At 69.1% G+C, this 16,626-nt stretch carries 17 protein-coding genes and 1 riboswitch; of the genes, 10 read left to right on the forward strand and 7 right to left on the reverse strand.

Features of this window, described 5'->3' with window-relative positions; genetic code table 11:
* Positions 1-62 precede the first annotated feature (62 nt).
* Positions 63-1,283 (forward strand): MFS transporter, encoded by a 1,221-nt coding sequence (locus tag ACIGWZ_RS27440; protein WP_400069123.1) that lies wholly within the window; start codon positions 63-65, stop codon positions 1,281-1,283.
* A 155-nt stretch (positions 1,284-1,438) separates the two neighbouring features.
* A complete protein-coding gene (locus ACIGWZ_RS27445; RefSeq protein ID WP_400069125.1) occupies positions 1,439-1,876 on the forward strand; it encodes a heme-binding protein in 438 nt (145 codons plus the stop codon).
* Positions 1,877-1,890: 14 nt separating this feature from the next.
* Here ACIGWZ_RS27445 and ACIGWZ_RS27450 read toward each other — a convergent pair whose 3' ends face one another.
* Positions 1,891-2,397, reverse strand: a complete 507-nt coding sequence (locus ACIGWZ_RS27450; protein ID WP_400069127.1) for a DUF2269 domain-containing protein — start codon at positions 2,395-2,397, stop codon at positions 1,891-1,893.
* A gap of 286 nt (positions 2,398-2,683) precedes the next feature.
* Here ACIGWZ_RS27450 and ACIGWZ_RS27455 point away from each other — a divergent pair, with 286 nt between their 5' ends.
* From ACIGWZ_RS27455 to ACIGWZ_RS27465, 3 genes are all read left to right on the forward strand, one after another.
* Complete coding sequence (locus ACIGWZ_RS27455) at positions 2,684-3,319, forward strand: HAD family hydrolase (protein ID WP_400069129.1); 636 nt, start codon at positions 2,684-2,686, stop codon at positions 3,317-3,319.
* Positions 3,320-3,769: 450 nt separating this feature from the next.
* Positions 3,770-5,653 carry a globin domain-containing protein gene (locus ACIGWZ_RS27460; RefSeq protein ID WP_400069130.1) on the forward strand — a complete coding sequence of 628 codons (1,884 nt, stop codon included), beginning with the start codon at positions 3,770-3,772 and terminating at the stop codon, positions 5,651-5,653.
* A 49-nt stretch (positions 5,654-5,702) separates the two neighbouring features.
* A complete protein-coding gene (locus ACIGWZ_RS27465) occupies positions 5,703-6,677 on the forward strand; it encodes a pyridoxamine 5'-phosphate oxidase family protein (RefSeq protein ID WP_400069132.1) in 975 nt (324 codons plus the stop codon).
* 63 nt (positions 6,678-6,740) lie between these two features.
* On the opposite strand, the gene ACIGWZ_RS27470 is transcribed toward ACIGWZ_RS27465, so the two are convergent.
* The 5 genes from ACIGWZ_RS27470 to ACIGWZ_RS27490 all read right to left on the reverse strand — a co-directional run bounded on the left by ACIGWZ_RS27470 (position 6,741) and on the right by ACIGWZ_RS27490 (position 10,647).
* Positions 6,741-7,220 (reverse strand): NUDIX domain-containing protein, encoded by a 480-nt coding sequence (locus ACIGWZ_RS27470; RefSeq protein WP_400069134.1) that lies wholly within the window; start codon positions 7,218-7,220, stop codon positions 6,741-6,743.
* Between the two features lie 160 nt (positions 7,221-7,380).
* The gene (locus tag ACIGWZ_RS27475) at positions 7,381-8,277 is read right to left on the reverse strand and encodes a LysR family transcriptional regulator (protein ID WP_400069136.1); all 897 of its coding nucleotides are present in this window, start codon (positions 8,275-8,277) and stop codon (positions 7,381-7,383) included.
* Positions 8,278-8,494: 217 nt separating this feature from the next.
* Positions 8,495-9,625: a cystathionine gamma-lyase gene (locus tag ACIGWZ_RS27480; RefSeq protein ID WP_400069137.1), complete on the reverse strand. Its 1,131-nt coding sequence runs from the start codon at positions 9,623-9,625 to the stop codon at positions 8,495-8,497.
* Positions 9,622-10,179: a low molecular weight protein-tyrosine-phosphatase gene (locus ACIGWZ_RS27485; RefSeq protein ID WP_400069138.1), complete on the reverse strand. Its 558-nt coding sequence runs from the start codon at positions 10,177-10,179 to the stop codon at positions 9,622-9,624. The genes ACIGWZ_RS27480 and ACIGWZ_RS27485 overlap by 4 nt, the downstream gene beginning before the upstream one ends.
* 90 nt (positions 10,180-10,269) lie before the next feature.
* A complete protein-coding gene (locus ACIGWZ_RS27490) occupies positions 10,270-10,647 on the reverse strand; it encodes a phage holin family protein (RefSeq protein ID WP_400069139.1) in 378 nt (125 codons plus the stop codon).
* A gap of 48 nt (positions 10,648-10,695) precedes the next feature.
* On the opposite strand from ACIGWZ_RS27490, the gene ACIGWZ_RS27495 reads away from it, so the two are divergent.
* From ACIGWZ_RS27495 to ACIGWZ_RS27510, 4 genes are all read left to right on the forward strand, one after another.
* The gene (locus ACIGWZ_RS27495) at positions 10,696-11,013 is read left to right on the forward strand and encodes a cupin domain-containing protein (RefSeq protein WP_400069141.1); all 318 of its coding nucleotides are present in this window, start codon (positions 10,696-10,698) and stop codon (positions 11,011-11,013) included.
* A gap of 194 nt (positions 11,014-11,207) precedes the next feature.
* Positions 11,208-11,432: a DUF5326 family protein gene (locus tag ACIGWZ_RS27500; protein WP_400069143.1), complete on the forward strand. Its 225-nt coding sequence runs from the start codon at positions 11,208-11,210 to the stop codon at positions 11,430-11,432.
* A 303-nt stretch (positions 11,433-11,735) separates the two neighbouring features.
* The gene (locus tag ACIGWZ_RS27505; protein WP_400069459.1) at positions 11,736-12,506 is read left to right on the forward strand and encodes an IclR family transcriptional regulator; all 771 of its coding nucleotides are present in this window, start codon (positions 11,736-11,738) and stop codon (positions 12,504-12,506) included.
* 104 nt (positions 12,507-12,610) lie between these two features.
* Positions 12,611-13,033, forward strand: a complete 423-nt coding sequence (locus ACIGWZ_RS27510; RefSeq protein WP_400069461.1) for an SsgA family sporulation/cell division regulator — start codon at positions 12,611-12,613, stop codon at positions 13,031-13,033.
* Positions 13,034-13,183: 150 nt separating this feature from the next.
* Here ACIGWZ_RS27510 and ACIGWZ_RS27515 read toward each other — a convergent pair whose 3' ends face one another.
* Entirely contained in the window at positions 13,184-14,536 is a 1,353-nt protein-coding gene (locus tag ACIGWZ_RS27515; RefSeq protein ID WP_400069145.1) for a YibE/F family protein, read from the reverse strand.
* A 70-nt stretch (positions 14,537-14,606) separates the two neighbouring features.
* A riboswitch (TPP riboswitch) is annotated at positions 14,607-14,763 on the forward strand.
* On the opposite strand from ACIGWZ_RS27515, the gene thiC reads away from it, so the two are divergent.
* Positions 14,758-16,566 (forward strand): phosphomethylpyrimidine synthase ThiC, encoded by a 1,809-nt coding sequence (gene thiC / locus ACIGWZ_RS27520; RefSeq protein WP_400069146.1) that lies wholly within the window; start codon positions 14,758-14,760, stop codon positions 16,564-16,566. Its footprint overlaps the riboswitch before it by 6 nt.
* Positions 16,567-16,626: the final 60 nt, after the last annotated feature.

A 16,626-nucleotide genomic window follows, 5' to 3' on the forward strand; every position in this document is an offset into this window, starting at 1 on the left:
CGCGTCTGCAATTATTGTCGACGCTCGTAAGGGACGGACGCAATCATTTGAAGGGATCCGTCATGCCTCTCGCACTCCTGGCGCTCGCCATCGGCGCCTTCGGGATCGGAACGACCGAGTTCGCGGTCATGGGCCTGCTGCCCGACATGGCGGCCGGCTTCGGCGTCTCCATCCCGCTCGCCGGTTATGCGACCACCCTCTACGCCATGGGCGTGGTGGTCGGAGCGCCGCTGATGACCGCGCTCGGCACGCGGTTCACCCGCAAGCAGATGCTGACGCTGCTGATGGGCCTGTTCATCGTGGGCAACCTGCTGACGGGCCTGGCCCCGAACTTCGGACTCATGCTGGCCGGGCGGATCGTCGCCGCATTCACGCACGGCGCATTCTTCGGCATCGGCGCCCTGGTGGCCGCCGACCTCGTCGCGCCGCAGAAGCGTGCCGCCGCCATCTCGATGATGTTCAGCGGCCTCACCATCGCCAATGTCGTCGGCGTACCGGCGGGCACCATGCTCAGCCAGCAGTTCGACTGGAGGACCACGTTCTACGCCATCGCCGCACTCGGCGTGCTCGCCCTTCTGGGCGTCGTCAAGCTCGTCCCCGCGCACTCGGCGAAGGCGGCCTCGCGCATCGGCAGCGAGCTCGCGGTCTTCCGTAACCCGCAGGTCGGCCTCGCGATGCTGATGACGGTCCTCGGCTTCGGCGGCGTCTTCGCGGCCGTCACCTACCTCGCCTCGATGATGACCGAGGTCACCGGCTTCGCCCCGTCCTCCGTCATCTTGCTGACGGCCGTCTTCGGCCTCGGCATGGTCGGCGGAAACCTGATCTCCGGCCGCTTCACCGATCGCGCCATGATGCCGATGCTGTACGTCGCGCTGACGGGCCTGGCGCTGGTGCTGGCCGCGTTCACCTTCACCGCGCACGACAAGGTGGCCGCCACCATCACCGTCGCGCTGATCGGCTTCTTCGGCTTCGCGACCGTACCGCCGCTGCAGAAGCGGGTGATGGACCAGGCAGCCTCCGCCCCCACCCTCGCCTCGGCGGGCAACATCGCCGCCTTCAACTTCGGCAATGCGCTGGCCTCTTGGCTCGGCGGGATCGTCATCTCGGCCGGACTCGGCTACACCGCCCCCAACTGGGTCGGCGCGCTGATGACCGTCGCGGCGCTCGGCGTGGCGATCTTCGCCTCCGCGCTGGAGCGGCGCACGGGGAACCGCGGCCAGGTGGTGGCCGCCGGCGGGACCGCCGGCGTCGCCGACCGGCCGGTGGCCAACCAGGCGGTCTAGCCGACGAGATACACCGAAAACACATCCGGCACTTGAGGAACTCGAGGCCGTCAGCGAGGCCCTTGACGAGCCCCTCGAAGAGCCCATAGTTCCTCAATCCCACCAAACCACCCACCACACCGCGTCACCGCACACCTCTCAAGGAGCACCACCCCATGAGCACCCCCACCCCCGTCCCCACCGTCCGCCCCCTCACCACCCGCGACGCCGATGCGCTCATCGAGGCCGCCGTACGGGCCGCCGGCGGCCTCGGCGTACAGGGCAGCGTCACCGTGCTGGACGCGGGCGGCCACCTGCTCGGCTTCCGGCGGGACGACCAGGCGGTGTTGATCTCCGGGGAGACCAGCACCCGCAAGGCGTACACCGCGCTCCAGTTGGACACGCCGACCGCAGACCTCATAGATCTCGTACGGCCCGACGGGCTCTTTCACACGCTGCCCACCGCACTGGACCGACCGCTGCTCTTCATCGCGGGCGGGGTGCCGCTCCACCGGGACGGCCGGCTGATCGGCGCGCTCGGCTTCGGCGGCGGCGCCCCGGAGCAGGACCACCGGATCGCCGTTGCGGCGACGGCGGAGGCGGCGCTCGCCTGAGGGCCGGGGTTCCACTAGGCCGACTGCGCCCGACGGCGTAGTCGGCCGCCGCGCTTGGTCGGCCCCCAGGGCTTGAGGACGGAGATGGCGGTGATGAAGACGTACGTGGCCGTGGCGACCGACGGTGCGACGAGGAGGCCGATGTCGGGCGTCGGGGTGCCCGCGGCGGCCTGCGCCGCAAGGTGGTCGATGCCCGGCCGGAGCGAGAACACTGACAGCAGCACGGTGATGAGGGTCAGCCAGAACTTGACATAGACCCAGCGGTGCCGGGCCAGCCCCCATGGCGTACCGAGGGACAGCACCAGCCCGCTGACCAGGGCAATCAGCGCGACCGGGAGGACCAGCCAGTCGCCGAAGATCTTCATCGCACGGTAGGAGACCGCGGCCAGATCGGGGGAGGCGGTCGTGTAGCCGGTGATGCTCAGGGCGAGCAGGCCGAGCGTGAGCCCGAGCCAGCCGACGGAGACGGCGACATGGACGACGAGGAGGGCCCGGCGCGCAGGCCGGCGGAGCTGTGGCATGCCTTCCACGGTGGCGGGCGGGACCGCGCGTCACATCTGGCGGCGGGAGTATCCCCGGGTACGCGGCGTTGAGTACGGCGCCTGTGGCCGCCGTGTGCGTGTGACCTTGCGCCCTGTGGCCGGTGCGCGGGTGGCCGTGCACGTGTGGCCTGCACGTGTGGCCTGCACGTGTGCCGTCCCGCGCCCGCGCGTCGGGGCCTGCGCCTGTTGCCCGTGCGGGTTCACCTTCGCGTGAGCGGTGAGCCCGGCCGTCGCACGGGATCACCGCCGACGTACCCTCCCACGCATGACCAAGCTGCACCTGTTCGACATGGACGGGACCCTGCTGTACGGGTCCGCGGCCGCCGTCGAGATCTCCCGGCAGCTCGGGCTGGACCGGGAGATAGCCGAGCTGGAGCGCGGCTTCGCGGCGGGCGAGCTGGCACCGGCGCGGTTCGCGCAGCTGGCGGCCGATCTCTGGGCCGCCGAGCTGACCGAACCTCGCCTCGCGGCGGCATTCGACAACGCGCCCTGGCTGGCCGGAATTCGGGAGGTCTGGGCGGACATTCGTTCACGTGGCGAACGATGCGCGGTGATTTCGCTGTCCCCGGACTTCTTCGTCGAGCGGCTGTTGCCCTGGGGCACCGATGCGGCGCGCGGTTCGCGCTGGCCCGCGGTGCCGATCCGTCAGCCGGTGGAGCCGGCCGGCATCCTCACCCCGGAGGCGAAGGTGCGGGTCGCGGATGAACTCTGTGCGGAGTACGGGCTGACCCGTGCCGACTGCGTGGCATACGGCGATTCGGTGTCGGACACCGACCTGTTCGCGGCGGTTCCGGTATCGGTGGCCGTAAATGCGGATCACCATGTCGGTGACGTCGCCTCATATGCGTATGTGGGTCGCGATCTGCGCGAGGCATACGAACTGGTGCGTACTGGCCAGTAATTCGGAGCTTTCTACGGCGGCATTCGTCCGTGGTATGTGCGGAAAATGCCCTCTGTGGGGAGTGTCACTGTTATCGAGGGGGGCGCGCTGAGTGTTCCCAGATCGGGGCTTGTGGTTTCAACCGGTGCCGGTATGGTCGAGTCCGGCTTGGCGGGGGTGAGGGCTTCCGCGGGCCCGCGAGGGGCGTGCAAGCCCGCCAGCCTACCGGCTAAGCGGCCCGCGACGACCGAACTTCCGGCTATTTGTCCGTTGTGGTGAGCCGGGGTGCCATGCTGCTGAGACGGTATCCGCGTCGATTGTTGCAGGGAAGTGAAACTTGTCCGCTTTGGAGGGTGTTGCCGGAATAGCTTGAACTGATGAAGGATTCCGGGGCAGGGCGGGGGAATTCCGGGCAGTTCCGATCAACGGAAGTGCGAAGACAACCGAAAGACGTTCGAGGCGAGGCAAACCATGGACGCTCCGACCACCACATCGGCCGACAACGGCTCTTCTGGCGGCAGCAGTGGCAATTGGGGTTGGTTCACTCCGCCGTCGAAGAAATCCCACGAAGAAGCGCAGGATCCGCAGCACCATCAGGACGGTCCGGGCGGCCAGGACGACCGAAGCGGTCACGGCACGCAGGGCGATACCGGTGGTCGGGAGGAGCGGGACGGCCGGATACCCAGTCGGCCGGTCAATCCGATCAGACCGGTAGGCACCGCCGCCGAACGTGAGCGCGTCCCCGAGCCGCGGCAGGAGCCGCAGGCACGCCAGGAGCCGCAAGCGCCGCAGGACTCCCAGCCGCTCCAGATGGCACAGCCGCTCCACGAGGCACCCACGAGCCAGGAGCCGCAGTCGTTCCCGGAGCCGCGGCCGTTTCCCGGGTCGCAGTCGTTCCCGGAGCCGCGTCCGTTTCCGGGGTCGCAGCCGTACCCGGAGCCGCGGCCGTTCCCAGGATCGCAGCCGTACCCGGGGACGCAGCCGCACCAGGAGCCACGGTCCTACCGGGAGCCCGAGCCCGTACACGAGTCGGCGCACGCCACACACGCCGCACACGCCACCGCGGAACCGGCCGCCGAGCCCGCCCCCCGCTCCTTCTTCACTCCCCCGGCGCGCCAGGCCGAGCGGCAGGAGGAACGGCAGGACCCCGAGCCCCGCCCCGCCGCGGAACCCACCCTCGACGCGGTGGAAGCGGCCGCCTCCACCGCACCTCCCGCCTCCCCCGACGCGATTCTCATCCGTCGCACCATGGCGGAGATCGAGCCGGTCGCCGACAAGGTGACCTCGTACTTCTATGCGCTGCTTTTCGTCCAGCACCCCGATCTGCGGGCGCTGTTCCCCGCCTCGATGGACACTCAGCGCGACCGGCTGTTCAAGGCGCTTCTCACGGCCGCCAAGCACGTCGACGACGCCGACATCCTCACCGAGTACCTCTCCCACCTCGGGCGGGGCCACCGTAGATACGGCACCCTGCCCGACCACTACCCCGCGGTCGGCGAGTGCCTGCTCAACGCGCTCTCGCGGTATGCGACGTCCAGTTGGAGCGAGGAGACCGAGGCCGCGTGGGTGCGCGCGTACACCGCGATCTCGCAGATCATGATCGACGCGGCCGCCGAGAACGAGGCGATCGCCCCCGCCTGGTGGCAGGCCGAAGTTGTCTCGCACGAGCTGCGGACGCCCGACACCGCCGTGGTGACGGTCCGTCCCGACCAGCCGTACCCGTTCCTCGCCGGGCAGTACACCAGCCTGGAAACTCCCTGGTGGCCTCGGGTCTGGCGGCACTACTCGTTCGCCTCGGCGCCCCGCTCCGACGGTCTGCTGTCGTTCCACGTGAAGGCGGTTCCGGCGGGCTGGGTCTCCAATGCGATGGTGCACCGCGCCCGCCCCGGTGACGTCATCCGCCTCGGCGCCCCGGCCGGCTCGATGACCGTCGACCACTCCACCAGCAACGGCCTGCTGTGCGTCGGCGGCGGTACCGGCATCGCGCCCATCAAGGCGCTGATCGAGGATGTCGCCCAGCGCGGCAGCCGACGCCCCGTCGAGGTCTTCTACGGCGCCCGAAGCGACCATGGCCTCTACGACCTCGACACCATGCTGCGCCTGGAACAGAGTCACCCCTGGCTCTCGGTGCGCCCGGTGGTCGCCACCGGGTCGGTGCGCGGCGCGTCGAACGGCGTCACCGGGCAACTTCCCGACGCCGTCCGCCAGCACGGCCCGTTCCGGGAATACGACGCCTACCTTTCCGGGCCGCCCGGACTGATCCGCAGCGGCGTGGACGCGTTGATAGGGGTCGGCATTCCATCCGACCGCATACGGCATGACTCCATAGAAGAGCTGGTCCCGGCAGGAGATTGAAGTCTTGGCAGCACAGGGCGAATACGGTCGGACAGGGGACGAACCGGGCATGCGTGGGGAGCGTCCCGGGAGCGACGGCGAGCACTTGGTGCAGCAAAGACTCGGTACGACGGAGCGTGCCGACCGCTTCTACGGGGACCAGGTCCTGGACCATCTCAACGTCCGGATGCGGGAGTTCGTGGTTCGGCAGGAGATGTTCTTCCTGGCCACGGCCGACCGCCACGGCGAATGCGACTCCACCTTTCGCGCCGGGCCGCCCGGATTCATCCAGGTGCTGGACGAGCGGACGCTGGCCTACCCGGAATACCGGGGCAACGGCGTCATGGCGTCCATCGGCAACATCTCGGAGAATCCGCAGCTGGGCATCCTGATGATCGACTTCACCCGGGACCGCATCGGGCTGCACATCAACGGTCGGGCCCGGGTGGTGCTGGACGAGGAGATGCGGGCCGCCCGCCCCGGCCTGCCGGTCGACCCGGTACCCGGCCGGCGCGCGCAGCTGTGGGTGACGGTTGAGGTCGAAGAGGCGTACATCCACTGCGCCAAACACATCCCGCATCTGCAGAAGGTTCCGGCACAGGCGCGTGGGGCGCGGGCCTGGGGAACGGACGACTTCAAGCGCAAGGGCGGCGACTTCTTCGACGCCGCGGCCGAGGCGACGGAGCGCCCACCCTTCCAGCGCGCGGAGCACAAGAACCCGCACTTGCGGGGCGGGCTGCACGAGGACACGTACGAACGACGCGCAGACACGTACGAAGGGCACGCAGACACATACGACCGGCACCCGGTCGCTTACGAACGCCACGCTGATCCCTACGAACGGCGCGTCGGCGCGTACGAACGCCACGAGGACGTCTTCGAGGGCGAGGTCGGGCCCGAGCGGCCGGCGGTCGGGCCGATGCGGCCCAGCTTTGCGGAGCAGCTGAACGGGGAATTCCTCGACCGGGTGGAGCAGGTGCTGGCGCGGGCGCAGCCGAGGCGGCCTGCGGAGGAGGACCCCGAATTCCGTGGCTGGTTCGCGTGAGACGTGAGTGAGAGGGCGGCTGGAACCCCGCTCACTCTCCGCAACCTCGGTCGAGCGCCGGCCTCAGCCCAGATCCGGTGCGTGCATCGCCCGTACGCCCTCGATGTTGCCGTCGAGGTAGTGGCGCAGCGACAGCGGTACGACCTCGACGGATGCGATCCCGACCCGGGTGAAGGGCACCCGCACGATCTCGTATTCCCCGCATGGCTCTTCGACCTCGGGGCCGTGCCGCCGCGAGAGGTCCATCGAGTCCAGTCGGCAGACAAAGAAGTGCTGCACCTTCACCCCATCCACCCCGCCGTCGCTGAAGTGCTCGACGGTGTCGACGAAGACCGGCACCACGTCCTTGACCTTCGCGCCCAGCTCTTCGTCCAGTTCACGGTGGAGGGCGTCGATGACGGTGGCGTCCTCGGGCTCCACGCCGCCGCCCGGAGTGATCCAGTACGGGGCTCGGCCCGGCTTGGTGCGCTTGATCAGAACGAGGTCCGCGCCGTCGAGCAGAATCGCGCGGGCGGTGCGTTTGACGACTGGCCGTACGGTCATAGGGGACAGATGCCGCAGTCATGGGCCCGTGAAACCCGCGGCCCCGGACGCGCTGCCGCTGACACCACGGGCGCGCTCCTGTGAGTGCCCCCTGGACGCGTCCCGTTTCCTCTCCCGAACGCTCTCCTGTGCGTGCCCTCCCAGGCGGCGCTCCCCCGGTTCACCAGCGCGCCGCCGCTCGCAGCAGCCACTCATGCGTCCGCGCGATATGCGGCAGGCCGAGCGTTCCGGTTCGAGCGGCGAGGAAGTAGGTGCGGAGCGGGGGCACCGGTGGGTCGAGCAGGGCGACGATCTCGCCGCTGTCCAGCGCTTCGGCGCACAGATAGCGGGGCAGGACCGCGAGCCCCGCGCCCGCCGCGACGCAGCCCAGTACCGCGCGGAGGTCGGCCGCGATGACGGCGGCGGAGGACGCGGGCTTGGCGTCGAAGACCGCTGACCAGTAGCGGGTGATCAGCGGGAGGCTCTCATGAACCTCGACCAGCGGTACGGGATCCAGCGCGCGCACCCCGCTGGCCTGGAGGACCGCCGGGCCGCCCAGCCGGGCCACCCAGCGCGCCGCGGCGACCAGTACATGTTCCTCGTCGCACAGCGGCGTCGAGGTCAGCAGGCCACCGCGTGGGCGGACGGTGGTGACGGTCAGGTCGTGGTGGCCGGCGGCGAGGCCGCTCAGTAGCTCTTCGGCGGGTCCGAAGGCGGCGCGTATGGACAAGCCCTGGGCGATGAGCGGGGTCAGTGCGGGGAGCGCGCGTTCGGCGGTGAACTCCGGCGGGCCCGCGAGATGCACGGTGCGGGTGACGGAATCCGCATCCAGACCGGCTTCGGTGATCTCGGTGAGCGCGTCGAGGTGCGGGGCCACCTTGTGGGCGAGTTCGTCGCCGACGGTGGTGGCGGTGACGCCGCGGGCGGTACGCAGGAAGAGCGGGCGGCCCAACTGGCGTTCCAGCGCCTGGATCTGGCTGGTCACGGCGGGTTGGGAGAGGCCGAGCAGTGCCGCGGCGCGGGTGAGGGAACCGGCCCGGTGCACCGTGACGAAGGTACGCAGCAGGGTCAGATCCATCGCGTACCTCCTGCGCCCCTCGGAAGCCTGGTCGCGGGCCAACTATAAATTTGTCGATAGGGATGTGTCGCTAGCGTGATTGGACACTGACGCTCAGTCAACTAGCCTTGTTGAAGCGGGTAGTTTCACGTGAAACACCGCGACGGTGGTTTCACGTGAAACACCGCGGCCGGCAGGGTGACGAGGGGGGATATCCTGCCGGCCAATTCCGCGTCGTTCAGCCGGCCTTCTGTGCCGCATCCAGCGCCCGTACGACGTCCGCGACCAGATCCTCCGGCTCCTCGATGCCGACCGAGAATCGGATGAACCCGTCGGGCACGGCATCGCCGCCCCAGCGGCCGCGACGCTCGGCGGTGGACCGTACGCCGCCGAAGCTCGTCGCGTCGTCCACCAAGGTCAGCTCGGCCAAGAACCGTTCCGCATGTGACTTGTCCGGCAGAGTGAAGGACACCACGGAGCCGAAGCGGCCGGGGCGCATCTGCGCTGCGGCGAGCGCATGGGACGGGTCGGAGGGCAGGCCGGGGTGGCGCAGGCCGGTGATCTCGGGGCGGTCGGCCAGTGCCTCGGCGAGTGCCAGCGCGCCGGCCGCCTGCTGGCGGACGCGTAGCGCGAGGGTGGCGAGCGAGCGGTGGGCGAGCCAGCTCTCCATCGGGCCGGGGATCGCGCCGACCGTCTTGCGCCACAGCCGTACGCCATCGGCCAGCGCGGCGTCGCGGGTGCTGACATACCCGAGCAGGACGTCGCCGTGGCCGGTCAGCGCCTTGGTCCCGCTGGCGACCGAGAAGTCGGCACCGAGGTCCAGTGGGCGCTGACCGAGCGGAGTGGCGAGGGTGTTGTCGACGGCGACCAGGGTGCCGCGGGCGTGCGCGGCATCGGCCAGCCGCCGGATGTCGCAGACGTCGAGGCCGGGGTTGGAGGGCGTTTCGATCCACAGCAGCCGGGCGCCGTCCAGCACGCCGAGCTGTGCGTCGCCCGCGGTCGGCGCGGTGCGGACCTCGATGCCGTAGCTCTCCAGGCGGTCGCGGACGGCCGGCAGCAGCTGGTAGCCGTCGTTGGGCAGCACCACCGCGTCGCCGGTGCGCAGTTGGGAGAAGAGGACCGCGGTGATCGCCGCCATGCCGGAGGCGAAGGCGATGGTGTGAGCGGGCTCCTCGGGTGATTCGAGCTCGCCGATGGCCTGTTCCAGGTGGGACCAGGTCGGGTTGGCGTCGCGGCCGTAGGTGTAGGGGCCGGTGGCATCGCCGGGGAGGTGGAAATGGGCCGCGAAGACCGGCCCTGGGAGGGAGGGTTCGTAGGCCGTGGGCTCCGGAAGCCCGGCCCGTACGACGCGCGTGCCGTCGCCCGTCATGCGTGCTCCTTCGTCCCTGAGGTGGTGCTGCGGGGGAGTGGGGTGTCCGATACGTCGGTGGTGACGGCGGCGCGGACCGCTTCCAGGAGGCCGTCGCCGGCGTCCTCGATCATTGCCAGGCATTCCTCGAAACCCTCGAATCCGCCGTAGTACGGGTCCGGCACATCGAGACCGGGCTCCCCGGCGGGCGCCGGATCGGCCGCGTACGAGCGCAGTAGGCGGACCTTGGCGGCGTCCTGTGGGGTGGGGGCCAGTAGGCGCAGCTCGCGCAGATGGCCGGAGTCGAGCGCGATGACCAGGTCGCGGTCGGCGAACCAGGAGGAGTGGAACTGCCGGGCGGTGTGGGTGGATCCGTAGCCGCCCGCGCGCAGTACGGCGACCGTGCGCGGGTCGGCTCCGTCGCCCTCGTGCCAGCCGCCGGTGCCCGCACTGTCGACCTCGACGAGGCCGTCGAGCCCTTCCTCCGCGATGAGGGAGCGGATGACGGACTCGGCCATTGGCGAGCGGCATATGTTGCCGGTGCAGACGAAGCAGATGCGGAAGGGGCGGTTCACGGGGGCAGTCCTTGTCGGGCGGTCGGTCGTCGTCGGAGGGTTCGGTCGTCGGCCGAGTGTTGGCCGGTTGTTGGCCCAGCGGGCCTGCGTTCAGTCGTCTTCGGGAAGGATCATGTGCATCGCCCAGGAGGCGATGGAGACGATCACGCCGCCGAGCACCGCGGTCCAGAAGCCGTTCACGTGGAAGGCCAGGTCGAATTTGCCGGCCAGGAAGGACGTCAGCAGCAGCATCAGCGCGTTGACGACCAGGGTGATCAGGCCGAGCGTCAGGATGAACAGGGGCAGGGACAGCAGCTTCACCACCGGCTTGACGATGAAGTTGACCAACCCGAAGATCAGCGCGACGAGGACCAGCGTGAGTATCTTGCGGCCGGTGTTGTCGCCGGTGAGCGTGATGTCCTTGAGCAGCCAGATGGCCACGGCAAGCGCCGCGGCGTTGGCGATCGTCTTGACCAGAAAATGCTTCATGGTGAGATCGTCGCAGACGACTCTGAATCCTCGAGGGGTGCGAACGGCATGAAGTCCTTCAGACTGGATGAGCTGGAAGCGGAGCGGGCCGCCAATGACGGTGCGTATCTGCAGTTCCTCCAGGAGCGCCACATGTCGGTGGGCCTGTATGCGCTGGATGCCGGCAGTGTCGATCCGCAGCAGCCGCATGCCCAGGACGAGGTGTATCTGGTGGTCAGCGGCCGGGGGGCGATCACCGTCGGGACGGAGACGCAGTCGGTGGCGCGCGGCAGCGTGGTCTATGTGCCGGCTGGTTTGCCCCATAAGTTCCACCACATCAGCGAGGACCTACGGGTGATGGTGGTCTTTTCTCCGCCTGAGAGCTGAGGGCCGGGCCCCCGAACCCGTAAGGGTCGGTTCAGGGGAGTGCCGGGGCTGCGGAGCCCCCACAGCCCCTTTCGGCGACCTAGCATCGATGGTGAAGGGGGACCGGAGACGCGACGCGGCAGATGTGACGTGTGCGGACGGTGCCATCGACGCGACAGACCGACGCGACAGACGAAAGAAAGCAGGGCAGAGCAGTGGCTGGTAAGGGGATATTCGCAGGGCTTCCGTGGTGGGTCACCTGGGTCGTGCTGCCCGTCATCCTGATCGTGGTGTTCGGCGGGCTGATCGCCACGGCGGTCGGGTTTCTGATCGGCCTGCTGTTCAAGGTCCTGATAGCGGCGGCCCTGATCGCCGGAGTCATCTATCTGGTGCGCAGGTTCACCGGATCGTCGTCGTCCTCGTCGAAGGGCGACTGGTAACTCGTCGGCCACCGGCTACGGGTCAGCCCTCACTGATCCGGCCGGATCGTCCGATCGACGCGCGATCTCCCTGCACCCCGTCCGACGATGCCCCGCTCCGGCCCGGAGCGGGGCATCGCTCGTTCGCCGGGGGCGGACACAGCGTCATGTCACGCCGGACCGGGCGCGACGTGCGCCCAGGTGGGTTAACTCATCGGCTTTCGCCGTATGGCCCGGACCGCCCCGGCTAGAGTGCGGTTCGCAGTCGTCTTCCGGATTCTGACGTTCCGGAAAGCAGTGGGTCCTGGGGGGTTGGCCTTGGCGATCGAGAACGGCGATTCCGCTGCTCACCCCACCCTGATCGGATCGGTGCAGCGCGCACTGCGGCTCTTGGAGGCGGTCGGCGCGCACGCCGACGGGGCGCCGGCCAAGCAGCTCGCCAGGGAGGCCGGACTGCCGCTTCCGACGACGTATCACCTGCTGCGGACCCTGACACACGAGGGCTATCTGCGGCGGGAGAGCGGAGTCTTCGTCCTGGGCGAGGCCGCCGAGATCATCGGGCAGGCGGGGGCGCGGCGCCGGCAGCGTACTCATATCTCCGAGGCGCTGGCCCTGGCGGGCCGGGAGCTGAGGGCCGCCGTCTACTTCGGCGTCTACCGCGAGGGCGAGGTGGAAGTGGTGGCCGTCACCGACGACCCGGAACGCCCCCCGGTCGAGGAGTGGGTGGACTTCCGCACGACCGCGCACGCCCATGCGATCGGCCAGTGTCTGCTCGCGCAGCTCGACGACGCGACCAGGAAGGATCATCTGGCGCGCCATCCCGTGCAGTCCGTGACCCCGTTCTCGGTGCGGACCGAGGACGACCTGCTGCATCGCCTGGACACGGTGCGTCGCGGCCATGCCGCATACGAGCAACAGGAATATGCCTTGGGCACCGTGTGCTCGGCCATCCCCATCCAGGTCGGTTCGGCGGCCGCGGCGCTGGCGCTCTCTCTTCCCGCCGACGAACTGCATCGATTGCGTAACGTGACGGAACAACTACGAACAATGGCGGAGGCGACTCTAACGACACTCGCGTTCTCTATCAGTATCTGAAAACTCACTCCTTGTGATCTGCTTGCGCCTGGCAGACGATGGCGTCCATAGGGCTGCGGGGGATGATTCCCGGCCATCTCCGATCAATTGCGGGGCAGTGGTTGATGACCGACACAGTTCAGGCAGAAGTGATCATGAGCTTCCTCGTCTCCGAGGAGCTCGCGTTTCGGATCCCGGTACAGCTGGATTTCGACATCGCCGATCCGTTTGCCGTCCGTTTCACCTTTGATCTCCCCGGCGATATGCCCGTTACCTGGGTATTCAGTCGTGAGCTCCTGCTGGATGGGCTGAGCCGGCCGGCCGGCGAGGGGGATGTACGCATCGAGCCGTCGTCTCCCGAGCGTCTCGGCGATGTCTTCATCAGCCTCCAAGTGGGCGTCGAGCGGGCCCTGTTCCGGGCCGGCGCGCCGCCGCTGGTCGCCTTCCTGGACCGAACCGACCGTCTGGTCCCGCTCGGCGAGGAGGAGGTGTGCGACACCCTGGAGGCCGTACTGGACCGGATCCTCACGGAAGCGCCGGCGGGCTGACCTCGGACCGGCCCGTCCGCCGGTCCCCCACCCGTCACCGTCCTGCGCGCTGAGCGCCGTCCGCGTTCACCGCCTCCCGCACGCACCGTCGTTCACGGCGTCACCCGTTACGGCGGTCGGCCCTCACGGTGGTCATCGCATACGCGGCGGTCATCGCTTACGGCGCCTGCCGCGCGAACCGCGCCGCCCGGACCGACCGTCCGCAGCGGCCGGCGACATCCCCGACGCGGGCCTCGGCATGCCCTGTTCCGGGCGGTCCGCGGAGACCACCAGCGCCGCCAGCAGTGTCGTCAGCGGCACTGAGGCGACCAGCCCGATGCTGCCCACCAGCGTGCGCACGATCTCCTGAGCGACGACCTCACTCGTGGCGACCGTTCCGACGCTGCTCTGTGCGATCGAGAACAGCAAGAGCAACGGCAGCGCCGCACCCGCATAGGCCAGTACGAGGGTGTTCACGACCGACGCGATGTGATCCCGTCCGATCCGCATCGCGGCGCCGTACAACGTGCGCCAACTCGCCGACGGATCCGCCTCCTTCAGCTCCCAGACCGCGGCGGTCTGGGTCACCGTCACATCATCGAGCACGCCCAGCGACCCGATGATGATCCCCGCCAGCAGCAGGCCGCGGATCTCGATGCCCGGGTAGAGGCCGTGCACCAGTCCGGTCGTGTCGTCCGTATTGCCGGTCAGCAGCGCCCACCCGGTGAACACCGAGCCGAGCAGGCTGATCAGCAGCAGCGAGGCGAGCGTGCCGAGCACGGCCACCGATGTGCGGGCCGTCAGACCGTGGCACAGATAGAGCGCGATCAGCATGATCGCGCTGCCGCCGACCACCGCCACCACCAGCGGATTGGAGCCCTGGAGGATGGCCGGCAGGATGAACAGCGTCAGCACCAGGAAGCTCGCCATCAGCGCGACCAGCGCGAGCACCCCGCGCAACCGGCCGACGAGCACGACCGCAAGCGCAAAGATGGCGGCCAGTACCCACATCGGGAGCGTCCGGTCGACATCGCTGACCGAGTACTGCAGATCCTTCGGGGCCTTGGGGGAGTACGCCACCACCACGCCCTGGCCGGCCGTGTAGTGCCGCAAGGCGTCCGGCGTCACCACCGTCCGGAAGGTGCGCCCGGCGTTCTCTCCCGTAGTGACCTTGATGGTCGCCTGCTGGCATTCTTTGCCCTTCGGCGCTCCCCCGGACGGCGGCTGCCCCTGCGCTCCCGGTGGCTGGGACTGTGGCTCGGCATGCACATCCGCGCAGTTCACCTCCTCCACTTTGATCACCCGGGCCTGCTCCGTGGGCTGGTCGAAGCCGACGCCGGACGGCTTGTGCGGCGGGGCGCCGCCCGGCCACAGCACCACCAGGCCGACCGCCACCGCGGCCGCGAACGGGATCAGAACCGCCGCGATGACCTTGCGCAGATGACGGGAGACGGGCGCGGCGGGCCCATGGCCGTGCGCATGCGAGTGCGCTGCGGAACGGTGACGCGGCTCGGGAGAACTCACCCCCCGATCATTGCAAGAACTTCGGGGCCCCCTGTTCACCTCGGCGCACCGGCCGCTACCTTGGTGGCACCTTTGCAATCGCGGGAGCTCGGAGCACCGGGCTGAGAGGGCGCTGACCTTCGTCCCAGCGACGTTTCACGTGAAACGTCGGCGGACGGAAGCCGCTGCGTCGACCGCCGAACCTGTTACCGGGTAATGCCGGCGTAGGGAGTTGGGTCTTTATGACTCTGCAGGATGCACGCACGCCTGAAAACGCTCAGGACGGCAGCCAGAACGGTGCCCCCGACAGCAGCCAACCGCTGATCGGCTGGCACAAGGGCTATGTCTCCGGTTCGCGGCCCGATCTACGGGTCCCCGTCCGGAAGGTGCACCTCACCAACGGCAAGGACGTGACGCTCTACGACACGTCCGGGCCGTACACCGACCCGAACATCGACACCGACGTCCGCCGGGGCCTCGCGCCGCTCCGGGAGAACTGGATCATCGCCCGCGGCGACACCGAGGAGTACGCGGGCCGCCCCATGCGGCCGGAGGACGACGGCCTCAAGCACACCTCGCCGCGCGGCGGCCTCAAGAACCTCGACGCGGTCTTCCCCGGCCGGCCGCGCCAGCCGCGCCGCGGCCGGGGCGGCGCCGCGGTGACCCAGCTCGCCTACGCCCGGCGCGGCGAGATCACCGCGGAGATGGAGTACGTCGCCCTCCGCGAGAACGTCAGCCCCGAGTTCGTGCGGGACGAGATCGCGGCCGGCCGCGCCGTACTGCCGGCCAACATCAACCACCCGGAGATCGAGCCGATGATCATCGGCAAGAACTTCCTGGTGAAGGTCAACGCCAACATCGGCAACTCGGCCGTCACCTCCTCGATCGAGGAGGAGGTCGACAAGATGACCTGGGCCACCAAGTGGGGCGCCGACACGGTCATGGACCTTTCCACCGGCCGCAACATCCACACCACCCGCGAGTGGGTGCTGCGCAACTCCCCCGTCCCCATCGGCACCGTCCCGCTCTACCAGGCTCTGGAGAAGGTCGACGGCAAGGCCGAGGAGCTGACCTGGGAGATCTACAAGGACACCGTCATCGAGCAGGCCGAACAGGGCGTCGACTACATGACGGTGCACGCCGGTGTGCTGCTCCGCTACGTGCCGCTCACGGCCCGCCGTAAGACCGGCATCGTCTCCCGCGGCGGTTCGATCATGGCCGCCTGGTGTCTGGCCCACCATCAGGAGTCGTTCCTCTACACGCACTTCGAGGAGCTCTGCGAGATCCTCGCCTCCTACGACGTCACCTACTCGCTGGGCGACGGCCTGCGCCCCGGCTCCATCGCGGATGCCAACGACGAGGCCCAGTTCGCCGAGCTGCGGACGCTGGGCGAGCTCAACACCATCGCCAAGCGGCACGGCGTCCAGACGATGATCGAGGGTCCGGGACACGTCCCGATGCACAAGATCAAGGAGAACATCGACCTCCAGCAGGAGATCTGCGAGGAGGCCCCGTTCTACACGCTCGGCCCGCTGACCACCGACATCGCGCCTGCGTACGACCACATCACGTCCGGTATCGGTGCCGCGATGATCGCCTGGTGGGGCACCGCGATGCTCTGCTACGTCACGCCGAAGGAGCACCTGGGCCTGCCCGACCGTGACGACGTCAAGACCGGCGTCATCACGTACAAGATCGCGGCCCATGCGGCGGACCTCGCCAAGGGCCACCCGGGCGCCCAGGACTGGGACGACGCCCTCTCCGACGCGCGCTTCGAGTTCCGCTGGGAGGACCAGTTCAATCTGGCCCTCGACCCGGACACCGCCCGTGCCTTCCACGACGAGACGTTGCCCGCCGAACCGGCGAAGACGGCTCACTTCTGCTCGATGTGCGGTCCGAAGTTCTGCTCGATGAAGATCAGCCGGAGTATCACCGAGCAGTTCGGCGGCGAGAAGGACGCCACCCCCCAGGAGATCGAGGCGGGGATGCTGGAGAAGTCCAAGGAGTTCGCGGCAAGCGGGAACCGGGTGTATCTGCCGCTCGCGGACTGACGCTCGTAGGCGGTCGTCGACCAGCGCTGCGCGGCGGGCGCCGCTCCGAGGGCGGAATCC

The sequence above is a fragment of the Streptomyces sp. NPDC053427 genome (genome assembly GCF_044544985.1).
GTDB lineage: Bacteria > Actinomycetota > Actinomycetes > Streptomycetales > Streptomycetaceae > Streptomyces.